This is a genomic window from Nocardioides sp. Soil805 (assembly GCF_001429625.1).
In the GTDB taxonomy this organism is placed as follows: domain Bacteria; phylum Actinomycetota; class Actinomycetes; order Propionibacteriales; family Nocardioidaceae; genus Nocardioides.
The window spans coordinates 1-16,948 of sequence record NZ_LMSU01000008.1 but is presented as its reverse complement, the minus strand read 5'-3'; the positions used below and the strand labels follow the sequence as shown (position 1 = coordinate 16,948).

At 71.5% G+C, this 16,948-nt stretch carries 14 protein-coding genes and 1 tRNA gene; 7 read left to right on the top strand and 8 right to left on the bottom strand.

From position 1 onward, the window contains the following. Positions 1–77: 77 nt before the first annotated feature. The 4 genes from ASG94_RS21025 to ASG94_RS21010 form a co-directional block, all read right to left on the bottom strand. A tRNA-Val gene (locus ASG94_RS21025) sits at positions 78–152 on the bottom strand. A gap of 175 nt (positions 153–327) precedes the next feature. Continuing rightward, on the bottom strand, positions 328–795 hold the full coding sequence (locus tag ASG94_RS21020) for a peroxiredoxin (protein ID WP_056928457.1): 468 nt from the start codon (positions 793–795) through the stop codon (positions 328–330). Further along, positions 792–2,402: an AMP-binding protein gene (locus tag ASG94_RS21015; RefSeq protein WP_056928456.1), complete on the bottom strand. Its 1,611-nt coding sequence runs from the start codon at positions 2,400–2,402 to the stop codon at positions 792–794. Before ASG94_RS21015 ends, ASG94_RS21020 begins: the two co-directional genes overlap by 4 nt. A 67-nt stretch (positions 2,403–2,469) precedes the next feature. Further along, positions 2,470–2,901: a DUF3052 domain-containing protein gene (locus tag ASG94_RS21010; protein WP_082624429.1), complete on the bottom strand. Its 432-nt coding sequence runs from the start codon at positions 2,899–2,901 to the stop codon at positions 2,470–2,472. A gap of 172 nt (positions 2,902–3,073) precedes the next feature. On the opposite strand from ASG94_RS21010, the gene aceE reads away from it, so the two are divergent. Further along, positions 3,074–5,854 (top strand): pyruvate dehydrogenase (acetyl-transferring), homodimeric type, encoded by a 2,781-nt coding sequence (gene aceE / locus ASG94_RS21005; RefSeq protein ID WP_056928454.1) that lies wholly within the window; start codon positions 3,074–3,076, stop codon positions 5,852–5,854. Positions 5,855–5,959: 105 nt separating this feature from the next. Here aceE and ASG94_RS21000 read toward each other — a convergent pair whose 3' ends face one another. After that, on the bottom strand, positions 5,960–6,919 hold the full coding sequence (locus ASG94_RS21000; protein WP_235537359.1) for an alpha/beta fold hydrolase: 960 nt from the start codon (positions 6,917–6,919) through the stop codon (positions 5,960–5,962). Positions 6,920–7,161: 242 nt separating this feature from the next. Between ASG94_RS21000 and ASG94_RS20995 the strand changes: the two genes are divergently transcribed. The 6 genes from ASG94_RS20995 (at position 7,162) to ASG94_RS20970 (ending at position 13,692) form a co-directional block, all read left to right on the top strand. Beyond that, entirely contained in the window at positions 7,162–8,337 is a 1,176-nt protein-coding gene (locus ASG94_RS20995; RefSeq protein WP_056928453.1) for a PucR family transcriptional regulator, read from the top strand. Positions 8,338–8,436: 99 nt separating this feature from the next. Continuing rightward, on the top strand, positions 8,437–9,624 hold the full coding sequence (locus ASG94_RS20990; RefSeq protein ID WP_056928452.1) for an acyltransferase domain-containing protein: 1,188 nt from the start codon (positions 8,437–8,439) through the stop codon (positions 9,622–9,624). Continuing rightward, positions 9,624–10,637, top strand: coding sequence for a beta-ketoacyl-ACP synthase III (locus ASG94_RS20985; protein WP_056928451.1), 1,014 nt, complete (start codon positions 9,624–9,626; stop codon positions 10,635–10,637). Before ASG94_RS20990 ends, ASG94_RS20985 begins: the two co-directional genes overlap by 1 nt. A 65-nt stretch (positions 10,638–10,702) precedes the next feature. Then, the gene (locus tag ASG94_RS20980) at positions 10,703–10,948 is read left to right on the top strand and encodes an acyl carrier protein (RefSeq protein ID WP_056886223.1); all 246 of its coding nucleotides are present in this window, start codon (positions 10,703–10,705) and stop codon (positions 10,946–10,948) included. A 75-nt stretch (positions 10,949–11,023) separates the two neighbouring features. Then, on the top strand, positions 11,024–12,262 hold the full coding sequence (fabF, locus tag ASG94_RS20975) for a beta-ketoacyl-ACP synthase II (protein WP_056928450.1): 1,239 nt from the start codon (positions 11,024–11,026) through the stop codon (positions 12,260–12,262). Continuing rightward, on the top strand, positions 12,262–13,692 hold the full coding sequence (locus ASG94_RS20970) for an acyl-CoA carboxylase subunit beta (protein WP_056928449.1): 1,431 nt from the start codon (positions 12,262–12,264) through the stop codon (positions 13,690–13,692). Before fabF ends, ASG94_RS20970 begins: the two co-directional genes overlap by 1 nt. Before the next feature lie 125 nt (positions 13,693–13,817). Here the strand turns inward: ASG94_RS20970 and ASG94_RS20965 are convergent, their stop codons facing one another. From ASG94_RS20965 to ASG94_RS20955, 3 genes are all read right to left on the bottom strand, one after another. Next, complete coding sequence (locus tag ASG94_RS20965) at positions 13,818–14,798, bottom strand: YibE/F family protein (RefSeq protein WP_200958230.1); 981 nt, start codon at positions 14,796–14,798, stop codon at positions 13,818–13,820. Positions 14,799–15,039: 241 nt separating this feature from the next. Next, entirely contained in the window at positions 15,040–15,567 is a 528-nt protein-coding gene (locus ASG94_RS20960) for a DUF3145 domain-containing protein (RefSeq protein ID WP_056928447.1), read from the bottom strand. 169 nt (positions 15,568–15,736) lie between these two features. Further along, positions 15,737–16,687 (bottom strand): tetratricopeptide repeat protein, encoded by a 951-nt coding sequence (locus ASG94_RS20955; protein WP_056928446.1) that lies wholly within the window; start codon positions 16,685–16,687, stop codon positions 15,737–15,739. Positions 16,688–16,948 lie beyond the last annotated feature (261 nt).

Here is a 16,948-nt window from a genome sequence, read left to right as displayed (position 1 = left end):
ACGGCCTCGTCGGCGCGACGAGCGGCCGCCGGGCGATCGGCGCGGGCGAGGCGGGCGAGGCGGACGTGGAGGAGAGATGGTGCGTCGGGACGGTTTCGAACCGCCGACCGCTCGGGTGTAAACCGAGTGCTCTACCGCTGAGCTACCGACGCGTGTCCGACCACCCTATGAAATGAGTTGAACCGCTGGCGTCTCGGGTCACCAGCGGTTCAACGAGTCCCACAGTACGAGGGGTCCCCAAACGGGTTCCACGGTTTCCGCGGATCGGACGGAAATTCCCCCGATTCGTCTAGACCACCGCTCCGGACACCCGGTGGGAACACCGCCCTAGGCGACCGCGCTGCGGAGCTGCTCGAGGTGCTGGTCGAGGTCCCGGCTCTCGGCGTTGGCGTTGTGCACCGCCCACCGCAGCACGCCGTCGCGGTCCACGACGTACGACGACCGGTACGGCGCTCCCTTGGCCGCGTCGAACACGTCGAAGGCCCGGGTGACCTCCCCGTGCGGCCAGAAGTCGGACAGCAGCGGGAAGTTGAGCCCCTCGGCGTCGGCGAAGGCGCGCAGCGCGTAGACCGGGTCGCACGAGATGCCCAGCACCTCGGTGTCGAAGGTCATGAACTCGTCGAGCCGGTCCCGGATCATCGACATCTCGCCGGTGCAGACCCCGGAGAACGCGAACGGGTAGAACAGCAGCAGCACGGCCTTGACGCCGCGGTAGGAGCTGAGGGTCACGTCCTGGCCAAACTGGTCGCGCAGGGTGAAGTCGGGCGCCGGGGCGCCCAGGGTCAGGCCGGTCACGACGTCTCCTCGTCCCAGTGCGCGAGGTCCTTCTTGAGGATCTTGCCGGTCGCGTTGCGCGGCAGCTCGTCGAGGAAAACGATCTCGCGCGGCACCTTGTAGCGGGCCAGGTGGTTCTTCACGTGTTCCTTCAGCTCGTCCTCGGTGACCTCGGAGCGACGGGCGACGAACGCCCGCAACCGCATGCCGTAGTCGTCGTCGTCCACCCCGACCGCGGCCGCCTCGGCCACCGCCTCGTGGCCGACGAGGCAGTCCTCGACCTCCTTGGGGAACACATTCTCCCCGCCGGAGACGATCATCTCGTCGTCACGCCCGTCGACGTACAGCCGCCCGTCGCCGCCGAACCGTCCGACGTCGCCGGTGGCCATCAGCCCGTCGACCATGTCCTTGCTGCCACCGCCGGTGTAGCCCTCGAAGAGCAGGTTGTTGCCCACGAAGATCCGTCCCGTGCGGCCCTGCGGGACCTCGCGGCCGTCCTCGTCGAGGATGCGCACGACCGTCCCGTACGGCGGGTGGCCGGCCGACGAGGGCGACTCACGCAGGTCGCGGGGCGTCGCGATGGACGCGTAGGCCACCTCGGTGGAGCCGTAGATGTTGTAGAGGTTGTCCCCGAAGTGGTCCATCCACGAGGTCGCCAGGGTGCCGGGCAGCGCCGAGCCCGAGGCGGCCACGACCTCCAGGCCGGGCAGCGAGTAGCGCGCGAGCACCTCCTCGTCGAGGGCCAGGATGCGCTGCAGCATCACCGGGATCACGACCATGGACTGGCACCGGTGCTCCTCGACGGTGCGCAGCGCGGTCTCGGGGTCGAACTTGCGGTGCAGCACGACCGTCGAGCCCAGCAGCATCGCCAGGGCGAGGTGTGCGAAGCCCCAGGTGTGGAAGAGCGGGGCGGCGATGTGGGTGCGCCATCCGTGGCGCAACGGCATCCGCGACAGCATCGAGACCGCGGCGTCGATGCCGGCCTCGTTGCGCGGCGCGCCCTTGGGGGTCCCGGTGGTGCCGCTGGTCAGGATCACGATCCGCGCGTGCCGACCCGGCGGCGCGAGCTCGGAGTCGTCGTGGCCCTCGATCAGGGACTCGATGGTCGTGCCCCGGTCCGTGTCCGCCCACGCGATGAGGCGCTTCTCCACGTGCGCCGTGGACAGCAGCCGGGTGAACTCCTCGTCGTGGATCACCACGGCCGGCTGCTCGCGCTCGAGCACGTCCACGAGCTGCGGGCCGGCGAAGGCGGTGTTGAGGTAGAGCAGGTCGGCGCCGAGCTTGGCCACCGCCACCGACGCGTCGACGAAGCCGCGGTGGTTGCGGCACATGACGGCGACCGAGTCACCCTCGCCGACGCCCAGCTCCGCCAGGCCGCGAGCCAGCGCGTTGCTGCGCCGGTGCATCTCGCCGAAGGTCAGCTCCCCCAGCTCGTCCACCAGTCCGACCCGGTCGGGCTCGCGCACCGCCAGGGAGGCGAAGCCACCGGCGGGACCGGTCCCCCAGCGCGCGATGGTGCGACCGAGCGCGACCAGGGTGCGCGGGCCGTACGGACGGATCACCCCCGCGCCGCCCAGCACCCGCAGGGTCGTGGCCGCGCCGGAGGCGTGCGCGCGCAGTGAGTTCACGAACGTCGTTCCTCGCGTGAGTGGTGATCCGGGTGGCGTGACGCGTGGCAGGGGGGCCGCCGGGTCATCAGGCAGGAGTCTTGGGGGCAACCAGCCGACTCGCCTGCCACTCCGCGCTGACCGCGGCCGTCGTCGTCTGCGAGAGGCCAGCGATCGGGGCGGCCTCCGCGATGTCGGCGGCGTCCACGCTCTGGGGTCGTCCCACCTTCGGCGTCAGGAGCCAGATCGCTCCGCCGCCCACCAGGTCCGTCAGCGCGTCGACCAGTCCGTCGACGAGGTCGCCGTCGTCGCGGCGCCACCACAGGATCACCGTGTCGACCACGTTGCCGTAGTCGCCGTCGACCATGTCTGCGTCGATGGTGTCCTCGATCGAGACCCTGAGCTCGTCGTCGACGTCGTTGTCCCAGCCGAGTTCCTGGATGACCATGCCGGGCACGATGCCCAGTCGCTCTGCGGCACCTGTTGCCGGGGCGGCTCCGCCACCCACCGTCGAGCTCACGCCACGCCTCCGTTCGTCATGTGGTCCGCACCTGAGTGCGGAAGTGGGTGGTAGTCCATCGGAGTTGTCGCCGAGTCGCAACCCTGTCCCGCTGAACGGGCGTCCTCGTCCGCTCCCCGAGCGTACTCATGGGTAGATTTCGTCGGCTGGCCGTGCGTGACACGATGCACAGGTGAGTGATGAGTCCAAGACCACCGAGACCCCCTCGTCCGCCGCGCAGCCGCGCGTCGTGATCCACGAGGGACTGCCCACGCAGCTGCCCGACATCGACCCCGACGAGACCCTCGAGTGGCTCGACTCGTTCGACGCGATGCTCGACGACAAGGGCCGCGAGCGCGCGCGCTACGTGATGCTGCGACTGCTGGAGCGGGCCCGCGAGAAGCAGGTCGGCGTCCCGGCGCTGCGCAGCACCGACTACATCAACACGATCCCGCCGGAGCGCGAGCCCTGGTTCCCGGGTGACGAGGACATCGAGCGCCGCATCCGCGCCTTCATCCGGTGGAACGCCGCGGTCATGGTCTCCAGCGCCAACCGCAAGGGCCTCGAGGTCGGCGGTCACATCGCGACCTACCAGTCCTCGGCCAGCCTCTACGAGGTCGGCTTCAACCACTTCTTCCGCGGCAAGGACCACGAGGGCGGCGGCGACCAGCTCTACATCCAGGGCCACGGCTCCCCCGGCATCTACTCGCGAGCCTTCCTCGAGGGCCGCCTGACCGAGGAGCAGCTCTACCGCTTCCGCCAGGAGGTCCAGCACGGTGCCGGCGCCGGCCTCCCGTCGTACCCCCACCCCCGGCTCATGCCGGACTTCTGGGAGTTCCCGACGGTGTCGATGGGCCTCACGGCCATCAACTCGATCTACCAGGCGCGCTTCAACCGCTACATGCACAACCGCAAGATCAAGGACACCTCGCAGCAGCGGGTGTGGGCCTTCATGGGTGACGGCGAGATGGCCGAGCCCGAGTCGCTCGGCGCGATCCGCATCGCCGCCCGCGAGGAGCTCGACAACCTCACCTGGGTCATCAACTGCAACCTCCAGCAGCTCGACGGCCCGGTGACCGGCAACGGCAAGATCATCCAGGAGCTCGAGGCCAACTTCCGCGGCGCCGGCTGGAACGTCGTCAAGGTCATCTGGGGCCGCGAGTGGGACGCCCTGCTCGCCAAGGACGTCGACGGTGCGCTGGTCAACCGGATGAACACCACGCCCGACGGACAGTTCCAGACCTACTCCACCGAGGACGGCGGCTTCATCCGCGACGACTTCTTCGGCCACGACCCGCGCCTGCGCAAGATGGTCGAGCACATGAGCGACTCGCAGATCGAGAAGCTGCCGCGCGGCGGCCACGACTACCGCAAGGTGTACGCCGCGTTCGACGCCGCGAGCAAGCACGTCGGGCAGCCGACCGTGATCCTGGCGCACACCATCAAGGGCTGGACGATCGACGCCCTCGAGGGCAAGAACGCCACCCACCAGATGAAGAAGCTGACCCCCGCGGACCTCAAGAAGTTCCGCGACCGGCTCTACCTCCCCATCAGCGACCGCGACCTCGAGGACTCCTACGAGAAGACCGGCGGTGCGCCGTTCTTCCACCCCGGCAAGGACTCGCCCGAGATCGAGTACATGATGGAGCGCCGCAAGCAGCTCGGCGGCTCGGTGCCGCGCCGCGTGGTGCGGGCCAGCTCGCTCAAGCTCCCCGGCGACGAGGTCTACTCCGAGCTCAAGCAGGGCTCGGGCAAGAACAAGATCGCCACGACGATGGCCGTCGTCCGGCTGCTGCGCGACTGGATGAAGAACCCCGACATCGGCGACCGGCTCGTCCCCATCGCGCCCGACGAGTACCGCACGTTCGGCATGGACTCGATGTTCCCGAGCGCCAAGGTCTACAACCCGGGCGGCCAGCAGTACGACCCCGTCGACCGCAAGCTGCTGCTCTCCTACAAGGAGTCCGTGCAGGGCCAGATGCTGCACGAGGGCATCTCCGAGGCCGGCGCCATGGCGTCGGCGACGGCGGCCGGCTCGGCGTACTCCACGCACGGCGAGCACATGATCCCGTTCTACATCTTCTACTCGATGTTCGGATTCCAGCGCACGGGCGACTCGATCTGGGCGATGGCCGACCAGCTGGCCCGCGGCTTCCTCATCGGCGCCACCGCCGGTCGCACCACGCTGACCGGCGAGGGCCTCCAGCACGCCGACGGCCACTCGCCGCTGCTCGCGGCGACCAACCCCGCGGTCGTGCACTACGACCCGGCGTTCGCCTACGAGGTCAGCCACGTCATGCAGTCGGGCCTCGAGCGCATGTACGGCGCCGACGCCGAGAACGTGATCTTCTACATCACCGTCTACAACGAGCCCGTCAGCCAGCCGGCCGAGCCGGAGGACGTCGACGTCGAGGGCATCCTCAAGGGCATCCACCACGTCAGCACGGCCGAGGGCGAGGGCCCCCGGGTCCAGCTGCTCGCCTCCGGCGTCGGCTACCCCTGGGTCGCGGACGCGGCCAGGATCCTGGCCGAGGAGTGGGGCGTGCAGGCCGACACCTGGTCGGTCACCTCGTGGAACGAGCTGGCTCGTGACGCCGTCGCCGCCGAGGAGCACAACCTGCTCCACGCCGGCGAGGAGAAGCGCACGCCGTACGTCGCCGACAAGCTCGCCGGCGTCCAGGGCCCGGTCATCGCGGTGTCGGACTACATGCGCGCCGTGCCGCTCCAGATCGCCCGCTGGGTGCCCGGTGACTACCGGGTGCTCGGTGCCGACGGGTTCGGCTTCGCCGACACCCGCCCGGCGGCCCGGCGCTTCTTCCACATCGACGCCCAGAGCGTCGTCGTGCAGGCGCTCCAGGCCCTCGCCGACGCCGGCGAGATCTCCGTCGACAAGGTGGTCGAGGCGGCCGCGAAGTACCGCATCGACGACCCGACCGCGGTCCGGGACGTCAAGCAGGAGGGCGGCGACGCCTGAGGGACGAAGGCGTTGACGCCCTGTCGGTGGTCGAGCGAGCGGCATGACCGAGCTCGCGAGGTCACGACCCGCGTGTCGAGGCCTGGCGGCGACGCCTGAGACCGGTCAGGCGCCGGTGCCCGCCCTCGGGTCGAGGGTGTGCACCGGCGCGACCGGTGCGTCACCGGCCTCGGCCTGCAGCGGCATGAGCTCCGGGCCGTGCTCCAGCAGCTCTCGCCAGCGCTCGCGCTCGTAGACGGCGGGCTCGGTGGCCCGGATGAAGTCGTTGACGATCTTCACGAACCGCTGCGGGTGGTCCTTGTGCGGGAAGTGGCCGGCGTTCGGGATGATCTCGACCCGGGCACCGGGCGCCAGCTTCGCGGCGTTGCCGGCGTGCCGTACGGGGATCACCTGGTCGTTGCGGCCCCACACCACGCACATCGGCATGGCCTCGGTGAGGTAGGCCCGGTCCGTCATGGTCACGATCTGGCCGCGCCAGTCGACGACCGCGCGCACCACGTGCCGGATGGCCGATCGCGTGCGGGGGTCCTTGAACGAGTCGTAGATCTCGGCCATCTCGCCCAGGTCCCGCGTGGCCCGGATGCCCGTGGCGGCCAGGAGCCGCATCCCCGTGGTGCCCACGTGCCGGACGCCGGGCAGGGTGAGCAGGCCCATCGCCTGGTGGAAGCCGGGGGTGGTGATCGCGCGGATCGCGGGCGTCACCTCGGGACCGAGGCCGCCCGAGGCGACCAGGATGACCCGTTGGGTGCGCTCGGGGAACTGGTAGGCGAACTGCATCGCCACGCCACCGCCGAAGCTGTGGCCGACCACGCTCACCTGGTCGATGCCGAGCACCGTCAGCAGGTCCCGCATGCCGTTGGCGTAGCCGCCGACGCTGTAGTCGGCACGCGGCTTGTCCGACTCGCCGTGCCCGAGCAGGTCTGGGGCGATCACGGTGTAGCGCCGGGCGAGCGAGTCGATCACCGGCGCCCACGTGGTGTGGTCGCAGCCCAGGCCGTGGAGCAGGAGCAGGGCGGGGCCGGAGCCCGCGACGACGTACGCACGCCGATGCCCGTGGATCGTCACGTGCTGGACCTGTCGCCGGACAGGTGCTCCGCTGGCGCTCACCGGACCTCCTGGGGTGGTGGTGCTGCCTCGTCGGTCAAAGGGCGATTCAAGCAGAACCGGTTCCTGTCAAGGGCCGTTGGTCCCATCCTGCGGGGGTTTTGCCCCGATTGAACCCCAATTCGTTATCTCCCCGGCGCCGGGAGCGGGCCCAGGACGAGCACTGCGCGACGGCTGGGACCGGTGTGACTAGCCTTTCGTCCATGGGCCGGGCGGAGCAGGAGAAGCGGGACCGCATCTCGGCTGCCCTCCAGCGCGCCACAGGCAGCCTGAGCACGGCCGCGACCGGGGCGATGGCGACCCGGATGTCCTGGTGGGACGACCTGGGCGCCGAGGAACGGTCCTGGGTGGGAGTGATCGTCCAGGCCGGCGTCAAGGGTTTCGTCGACTGGTACTTCGACACCGGCGGCGGCATGACCGCTCCCCTGTCCGCCTCGGTCTTCGGCGCCGCCCCGCGTGAGCTTACGGGCGCGATCACCCTGCAGCAGACCGTCGACCTGGTCCGTCTCACGATCGAGGTCGTCGAGGCCAACATCGACGACATCCTCGATCCCGAGGACGCTCCGTCGGTCCACGAGGCGGTGCTGCGCTACGCCCGCGAGGTCGCCTTCGCCACCGCCGAGGTCTACGCCCGGGCCGCCGAGGTGCGGGGGGCCTGGGACGCCCGCCTCGAGGCACTGGTCGTCGACGCGGTCCTCCGCTCCGAGGCCGACGAGACGGTCCTCTCCCGCGCCAGCGCCCTCGGCTGGGGCGCCCGGGGCGACGTGGCCGTCGTGCTGGGCCGGATCCCCGCCCAGCGCACGGAGACCGACGTCTTCGAGGAGGTACGCCGCACGGCCCTCGGCTGCGGCATGGACGCCCTGTGCGCCACCCAGGGTGAGCGCCTCGTGGTGATCCTCGGCGGGGTGGATGATCCCCACAAGTCGGCGCTGCGGATCGTCGACCACTTCGGCGAGGGTCCCGTCGTCGTGGGCCCCGCGGCCCCGGACCTTTCGCACGCCCACGCGTCGGCCCGTGCGGCGCTCTCGGCCCACCGCTCGGCGACGGGGTGGCCGCAGGCCCCCCGCCCGGTCCGCAGCGGCGAGCTGCTCCCCGAGCGCGCCCTCGCCGGCGACGGCCACGCCCGCCGCAGCCTCGTCGACGACGTCTACCTGCCGCTCCTGAGCGGTCGCGGGACCCTGATCGAGACGCTCTCGGCGTACTTCCTGCACGGGGGGTCCATCGAGGCCACCGCGCGCACCCTGTTCGTGCACCCCAACACCGTGCGTTACCGGCTCAAGCAGGCGGGCGAGGTCACCGGCCTCGACCCCACCCGACCCCGTGACGCGTTCACGATCCAGATCGCCCTCGTCCTGGGCCGGCAGTCCGGCCGCGAGTGACCGCCGACGTTCTTTTGTAGGGATCCCACAAAGAATCGGGTCCTCTTTTCGTGCTCGTCGACCCGGCGCGTCGGGGGCTCGACACGCGAGTCTTGACCTGTGCTCGTCATCGTCGCTCCCGGCCAAGGTGCCCAGACCCCAGGATTCCTCGAGCCCTGGCTCGAGGACCCGACATTCGCCAGCCGGTTCGACTGGCTCTCCACCGTGGCGGGCCTCGACCTCGCCCACTACGGCACCCAGGCGGACGCCGAGACCATCCGGCGTACCGAGATCGCCCAGCCCCTGCTGGTCGCGACCGGCCTGATCGCCGCCCTCGACCTCTTCCCGCACCCCAGCGATGCCTTCCAGCGGGTGGGAGCGGTCGCCGGCCACAGCGTCGGCGAGATCGCGGCCGCCGCCGGCGCCCGGGTCATCACCGCCGAGCAGGCCATGGTCCTGGTCCGCGAGCGTGGCAAGGCCATGGCGGCCGCCGCCGCGCAGACCCCGACCGGCATGACGGCCGTCCTCGGGGGCGACCGCGAGGACGTTCTCGCGTCGCTGGCCCAGCACGGCCTGACCCCCGCCAACGACAACGGCCCCGGCCAGATCGTGGCCGCCGGCACCATGGACCAGCTGGCCGCCCTGGCCGACGCCCCGCCGGCCAAGGCCCGCCTCATCCCGCTCAGCGTGGCCGGTGCGTTCCACACCACCCACATGGAGCCGGCCGTGGGGCACCTCGCCTCGCTGGCCCGCTCCGTCTCCACCCACGACCCGCGCACCGCGGTGATCTCCAACCGCGACGGCCAGGTCGTCCACGACGGCCGCGAGGTGCTGGCCCGGATGGTGGGACAGATCGCCGCCCCCGTCCGCTGGGACCTGTGCATGGACGCGATGCTCGACCTCGGCGTGACCGGCATCCTGGAGATGCCGCCGGCCGGCACCCTCACGGGCATCGCGAAGCGCGCGATGAAGGGCGTGGACACCTTCGCCCTCAAGACCCCCGACCAGCTCGACGCCGCTCGGGCGTTCGTCGACAAGCACGGCGAGCAGTCGGTCATCGAGACCACCCCCACGTGGCGGATGGTCGTCTCCCCCGGCAAGGGCACCTTCCACCGCTCCGCGGAGGCGGCCGACGCCGACGTCCTGCCCCCCGGCTGCACCATCGGCGAGGTCGCCAGCACCCGCGACCGGACGACGGTCACCGCGCTGCACGGCGGCCAGGTGGTCGAGTGGCTCGTCGAGGACGGCGACATCGTCTCCCCCGGCCAGCCGCTGGTACGCCTGCACCCGCAGGGCGGGGCCGCGTGATGGGGACGCCCCTCAGCGCGAGCACCGGTGCACCGCACGCGGCGATCCTCGGCGTCGGGGCCTACCGGCCCGTCCGGGTCGTGCCCAACGCCGACGTCGTCGACGCGATCGACTCCAGCGACGAGTGGATCCAGCAGCGCTCCGGGATCAAGACCCGCCGCTGGGCAGGTCCCGAGGAGTCGGTCCAGATGATGTCCGTCGAGGCGTCCCGGATCGCGCTCGAGCGGGCCGGCCTCGACGCCGGCCAGATCGACTGCGTGGTCGTCGCCACGGTCAGCCACCTGCTCCAGACGCCTGCCGTCGCCACCGCGATCGCGCACGAGCTCGGCACGGACGCTGCCGCCTTCGACATCTCCGCGGCCTGCTCGGGGTTCTGCCACGGCATCTCGATGGCCTCCGACTTCGTCCGCGCCGGCAGCGCCCAGCACGTCCTGGTCATCGGTGTCGAGCGCCTCACCGACATCCTCGACCTCACCGACCGCGGCACGGCCTTCATCTTCGCCGACGGCGCCGGGGCGGCGGTCGTCGGACCCAGTGACACCCCGGGCATCGGCCCTGTCGTCTGGGGTTCCGACGGCGAGCAGTTCGACCTCATCCGGCAGCGCGAGGACTGGCGAGACGTCGTCGGCAGTCCCGAGCGGCCCGGCAGCGGTGTCATGCCGCACCTGGTGATGCAGGGCAACCCGGTGTTCCGGTGGGCGTCCTTCGCGATGGCCAAGATCGGCCAGCAGGCCATCGACCGCGCCGGCATCACCCTCGACGACCTCGACGTCTTCGTCCCTCACCAGGCCAACATGCGCATCATCGACGCGATGGCGCGCTCCATGAAGCTGCCGTCGCACGTCCGCATCGCCCGCGACGTCGCCGACCAGGGCAACACGTCCGCCGCCTCGGTGCCGCTCGCGCTCGAGCGGATGATCGCCGAGGGGGACGCCCGCTCGGGCGACACCGCCCTGCTGATCGCCTTCGGCGCCGGGCTGTCGTACGCCGCCCAGGTGGTCACGGTCCCCTGACCGGCCCGCCCCAGATTTCCCGTTTCACCACCACCGCAGTACGCATCAGGAAAGGAAGGCCCCCCATGGCCACCACCGAAGAGATCCGCGCCGACCTCGCCGAGATCGTCAACGAGGTCGCCGGCATCGACGCCGACGACGTCCAGCTCGACAAGTCGTTCGTCGACGACCTGGACGTCGACTCGCTCTCGATGGTCGAGGTCGTCGTGGCGGCCGAGGAGAAGTTCGGCGTCACGATCCCCGACGACGAGGTCAAGAACCTCAAGACCGTCGGCGACGCCGTCGCCTTCATCGAGCGCGCCCAGGGCTGACGTCGTCTGGTGGCCGGGCCTCGCCCGGCCACCGGCCGTCGCCCGCACCACCCTCCTCGAGAAACGGAAGACCCCATGAGCTCGACCCGCGTAGTGGTCACCGGACTGGGCACCACCTCCCCCGTCGGCGGTGACGTCACCTCGACCTGGCAGGCCCTGCTGGCCGGCACGTCCGGCATCCGCCCCCTCACCGACGACTGGGTCGAGCAGCTCCCCGTCAAGATCGGCGGCCGGGTGGCCGTCGAGCCGTCCGAGGTCCTCGACCGGGTCAAGGCCCGCCGCCTCGACCGCTCCAGCCAGTTCGCGATGGTCGCGGCCGACCAGGCGTGGGCCGACGCCGGCCTGGAGGACTCTGGCCTGGACCCCGAGCGCCTCGCCGTCGCGCTGGCCTCCGGCATCGGCGGCGTGACCACGCTGCTCGCCAACTACGACATCCTGCTCGAGAAGGGCGCCCGACGGGTCTCCCCGCTCGCCGTCCCCATGCTCATGCCCAACGCCCCGGCGGCCAACGTGAGCCTCAAGTACGGCGCCCGCGCGGCCGTGCACGCCCCCACCTCCGCCTGCGCCTCGGGCAACGAGGCCATCGCCATGGCCATCGACCTGATCCGCCTGGGCCGCGCCGACGTGGTGCTGGCCGGCGGCACCGAGGCCGCGATCCACCCCCTGCCCATGGCCGCGTTCGCCAACATGATGGCGCTGTCCAAGAACGAGGGCGACCCCACCACCGTCTCCCGCCCGTGGGACGTGGCCCGCGACGGCTTCGTGCTCGGCGAGGGCGGCTCGGTGCTGGTCCTCGAGTCCGAGGAGCACGCCAAGGCCCGCGGCGCGAAGATCTACGCCTACGCGCTCGGTGCCGGCATCAGCAACGACGCCCACGACATCGCCCAGCCCGACCCCGAGGGTCGCGGCGGCACCCGCGCCATCAAGATGGCGATGCGGGAGGGCGACGTAGACCCGGCCAGCGTCGTGCACGTCAACGCGCACGCCACCTCGACCCCCAAGGGCGACATCGCCGAGGGGCTCATGCTGCACGCGGTGCTCGGTGAGCACGTCGACCGCTGCGTCGTCACGAGCACCAAGTCGATGACCGGTCACCTCCTCGGCGGTGCCGGCGCGCTGGAGGCCGTCGCGACGGTGATGGCCCTGCACGACCGCACCAGCCCGCCGACGATCAACCTCGACGACAAGGACCCCGAGGTCGACCTCGACATCCCCACGGAGGCCCGGTCGCTGCCCGAGGGCGACATCGTCGCCCTCAACAACTCCTTCGGATTCGGCGGCGCCAACGTCGCGGTCGCCTTCGGGAGCGCGTGATGACCACCACGGCGGCCAAGCCGGCCAAGCTGCCCCGCGAGGAGGACCCCCGCCACCCGCTCCACCGGCTGACGGCGCTGTTCGACGAGGGCACGCTGGAGCTGCTCACCCCCGACGACGACTCCGGGATGCTCGCGGCCACCGGACGGGTCAACGACACCGCCGTGGTCGCCTTCTGCAGCGACGCGACGGTGATGGGCGGGGCGATGGGTGACGTGGGCTGCCGCGTCGTCGTCGACGCCTACCACCGCGCCATCACCGACGGCGTGCCGATCATCGGTCTGTGGCACTCCGGCGGCGCCCGGCTCGCGGAGGGCGTGCTCTCGCTGCACGCCGTGGGCCGGATCTTCCAGGTGATGACCCAGGCCTCCGGCACCATCCCGCAGATCTCCGTCGTGCTCGGCCCGGCGGCCGGCGGCGCGGCGTACGGTCCTGCCCTCACCGACGTCGTCATCCTCGGGCCCGAGGGCCGCATCTTCGTCACCGGCCCGGACGTCGTCCGCTCGGTCACCGGCGAGGACGTCGACATGCTGCGCCTCGGCGGCCCCGAGCCCCACGGTCGCCGCTCCGGCGTCGTGCACATCCTCACCGAGTCCGAGGCCGAGGCGCTCGAGCGGGCCCGGACCGTGGCCACCCTCCTGGGCGCACAGGGCGGGCTCGACGTCGACGCGGTCGAGGACCGCGACCTCGAGGCGATCCTGCCGGAGTCCAAGAAGCGTGCCTACGACGTGCACCCGCTGGTCGAGGCCGTCCTCGACGAGGGCACCATGCAGGAGCTGCACGCGCGCTGGGCCCCCAACATCGTCACGTCCCTCGGCCGTTTCGGGGGCCGCACGGTCGGCGTCGTCGCCAACAACCCGCTGCGCCTCGGCGGGTGCCTCGACTCGCTGTCGGCCGAGAAGGCCTCCCGCTTCGTGCGCATGTGCGACGCCTTCGGCGTCCCGCTGATCGTGCTCGTGGACGTCCCCGGCTACCTGCCGGGCGTCGGCCAGGAGTGGGACGGCGTCGTACGCCGCGGGGCCAAGCTCCTCCACGCCTTCGGCGAGTGCGTCGTCCCCCGGGTCACGCTCGTGACGCGCAAGACGTACGGCGGCGCCTACATCGCCATGAACGCCCGCTCGCTGGGCGCCACCCGGGTCCTGGCCTGGCCGGGCGCCGAGGTGGCCGTGATGGGCGCGGTCGCGGCCATCCGGATCCTGCACCGGCGCAAGCTGGCGGAGGTCTCCCCCGAGATCCGCCCGCAGGTCGAGGCCGAGCTGGCGGCGGAGCACGAGCGCATCGCCGGCGGCGTCGACAAGGCCGTCGAGATCGGCGTCGTCGACGAGGTCGTCGAGCCGAGCCGCACCCGTAGCGCGATCGCGGCGGCGTTCCGCCACGAGATCGACACCTCCGGCGTGCACCGCGGGCACCACGGCAACATCCCGCTCTGACGAGCCCCGACCCGGCACAGCCGCGCGTAGACGCGCGGACAGTGCTCCCCGGTCGTGCGCCGTCCGAGCGTGCGGCCGCGGGCGGCCGGTGACCAAGGTCCGCGTGTCCGCGAGTGCCTGCCGGTCTACCCCGCCGCGAGCTCCTCCGCGGCGGGGAGTGCGGGCGCCACCGTCGCGGCCGCGATCGCCGTCGTCACCGGTACGGCGAGCACCAGCCCGATCGCCGACGCCAGGGTCCGGATGATCTCCTCGGAGATGATCTCGTCGCTCAGCACGTCCAGGAGCGGGCGGTCGTACAACGCGATCAGCAGCAGGGCCGCGAGCGCGGTGCCGGCATAGGCGAAGACGATCGTGTAGATCGTGGAGGCGATGTGGTCACGGCCGATCCGCATGCCGGAGGCGAAGATCCGGGCCCGTGACATCTCGGGCGCCGCGTCGCGTAGCTCCCAGACGGCGGAGCTCTGGGTGATGGTGACGTCGTTGAGCACGCCGAGGCCGGCGACGATGACCGCGCAGGTCAGCAGCCCCCGGAAGTCCAGCTCCGTGGCGTGCAGGCGCAGCTGGAGCGCCGACTCGTCGCCGAGGCCGGTGAGCCGCGCGGCGTCGATGGCCACGAGGCCGAGACCGGCCGTGACCAGCAGCCCGAAGAGCGTCCCGGCCAGAGCGGTCGAGGTCCGCACGGACACCCCGTGCGCGAGGTACAGCACCATGAACATGATCGCGCTCGAGCCCACGAGGGCCACGGCCAGGCCGGACTCCCCCGTCAACAGCGCCGGGAGCATGAAGAGGCCGACCACCCCGCCGGCCAGCACCAGGCCCAGCAAGGCCAGCAGCCCGCGCCAGCGGGCGATGACGCCGACGATGAGCACGAACGCCCCGGCCATCACTGCGATGGGCTGGGCCCGGTCCACGCCCACCCAGGCGTACTGGGTCCCGCCCTCCTGCGGGATGGCGGCCAGCATCGCCCGGTCCCCCACGTCCAGCGACCCCGTCACCGTCCCGGGCGGCACCGTGACCGTCGACTCGGTCCCGGAGTCGTCGAGCAGTCGCACCGTCACCGCGTCGCACGACTCGGGGTAGTCCCCACCGGTGCCGGGCGTCACCACGGGACAGGGCTCACCGATGGACAGCACTTCGCCTCGCGGGTAGGTGACCCCTCGGCGGCGTACGGGCTAGCCGGTCGGTCCCCGGACGGCCAGAGCACCACGAGTCCCGCGATCGTCGCCACCGCGGCGAGAAGCAGTCCGACCAGGAGGATCCTGGTCACCGGGCCGGACGTGTGCACCGTCAGCGCGCGGTGAGAGTGGTGGGCCCCCATGCGGCCAACCTCTCACACCGCGCTGGTCGTCAGACCACCTGGTGGAGCCAGCGGACGGGAGCGCCGTCGCCGGCGTGGCGGAAGGTCTCCAGCTCGTCGTCCCAGGGCTTGCCGAGCAGCTTGTCGATCTCGTTGAGGAGAGTGGTGTCGCCCAGGGCCGCCTTGACGACGGCCGCCTTGAGCCGGTCCTCGGGGATCATGATGTCCCCGTGCAGCCCGGTTACGGCGTGGTAGACACCGAGCTCCGGCGTGAACGAGAAGCGGGTGCCTTCGCTCGAGGAGGTGGGTTCCTCGGTGATCTCGAACCGGAGGTGGTTCCAGCCGCGCAGCGCCGAGGCGACCGCGGCCGCGGAGCCCGCGGGACCGCTCCAGGACAGCTCGGAGCGATACGTGCCCGGCTGGGCGGGCTGCGGGGTCCAGTCGAGACTCACGGCCACGCCGAGGACTCCGCCCACCGCCCACTCGATGTGGGGGCACAGGGCAGAGGGAGCAGAGTGCACGTAGAGAATTCCCCGCGTGCCGGGTCCGTCCGGGCGGGCGTGGGTGCGTGTGGTCACTGTGACCTCCTTGAAAACCGGCGCCCAGGTGCGCCTTCCCCAGCGGTCTGCACAGCGGTCTTCAGTCAGTCGAGTGACACGTATGTGATTAGTGGCTCCATTGTGGCGGAAGTTGCACGCGAGCGCCAGTGGGACACCCTCGTGTCGCGCCGATCGCTTCGGTGGACGGTCAGTCCATCCGCTTCTCGAGCATCTCGGCGCGAGCAGCCGAGTCCGTGATCTCGTTGCTGTCGATGGCGTGCGTCCGGTGGAACCAGGCCAGGGCATCGGCCTCGCGGCCGGCTGCCTCGAGCGTGTCGGCGTAGGCGTAGCGGAGACGCACGACCCACGACGCGCGGCTCTTCGAGAGCAGCGGAGCGAGCTCCAGGGTGCGCAGGGCCGCGTCCAGCTGACCCATGTCCCGACGCGCGCCGGCCTCGACCAGCGTCATCTCGGCCTTGGCCTCGGGTCCGAACTTGGCGACGGACGGGCTCTTGGCCAGCTTGAGTGCCTGCTCCGGCTGGCCGAGGGCCCGGTGGCAGTCGGCCATGATCGGCAGGTAGTCGGTGGCACCGTTCATCCGCTTCGCGGCACGGAGCTCGGAGAGCGCCTCGGCGTAGTGGCCGGCGGCGTACGCCGACTCCCCCACCGCCTCGCGCACGATGGCGATCCTGGAGGCGCGGGCCCGCGCGGCCAGGGTGTGCTGGTACGCCGTCTCCGGGTCCTCGTCGATCAGCATGCCGGCCGCGGCCAGGTGGCGTGCGACGCGCGCCGCCAGCTTCTCCGGAAGACCCTTGAGCTGCGCGGCGATCCCCCGGTCGAGCTCCTTGCCGGTGATCTGCTCGGGCAGCGGCGGTCCGTCGTACTTGGCCTGGTCGATCGACCGCGGCCCCTGCTCCTCGCGGGGGCGGTTCCAGTCTCCCTGGCGGGCGGGCTTGCGGTCACCGGCGCCACGGGTGTCGCTCGAGCGGGACTGGCCGGGGCGGCCGCCACCGCGAGCGGGCTTCGCGCCGCGGCTCGAGGAGTCGCTGCTGCCGTAGGTCTTGCCGCCGCGTCCGGACGATCCTCCGGACGCACCACCCCGGGCAGGCGGCGTGCCTCCACTGCGGGTGGGGCGCTGGGTACGACGATCCTCGGCCACGTCGATGGTCCTTCCGGGGGTGATGACTCGCTGTGCAGATGTGGATGGTGCTGGTGCCGGCTCGTGCCGGCGGTGCTGCGTACGCCGCGCAGACGTACCGACGGCCGCCGTCGGCGGCCGACCCCCACGCTACTGCCTGGGTCTGGGACGTGCACAGGTGGGGAAATGGGAAAGAGGGGCCGCCTGGTGGCGGCCCCTCTCCCAATGTATGTCCGGCGGCGTCCTACTCTCCCACAACCTCTCGGTTGCAGTACCATCGGC

Excerpts from the sequence above, each read along its gene's own strand:
- fabF (WP_056928450.1), top strand. The coding sequence starts at position 11,024 with ATGAGCTCGACCCGCGTAGTGGTCACCGGACTGGGCACCACCTCCCCC.
- ASG94_RS20970 (WP_056928449.1), top strand. The coding sequence starts at position 12,262 with ATGACCACCACGGCGGCCAAGCCGGCCAAGCTGCCCCGCGAGGAGGAC.
- ASG94_RS20985 (WP_056928451.1), top strand. The coding sequence starts at position 9,624 with ATGGGGACGCCCCTCAGCGCGAGCACCGGTGCACCGCACGCGGCGATC.
- ASG94_RS20995 (WP_056928453.1), top strand. The coding sequence starts at position 7,162 with ATGGGCCGGGCGGAGCAGGAGAAGCGGGACCGCATCTCGGCTGCCCTC.
- ASG94_RS20980 (WP_056886223.1), top strand. The coding sequence starts at position 10,703 with ATGGCCACCACCGAAGAGATCCGCGCCGACCTCGCCGAGATCGTCAAC.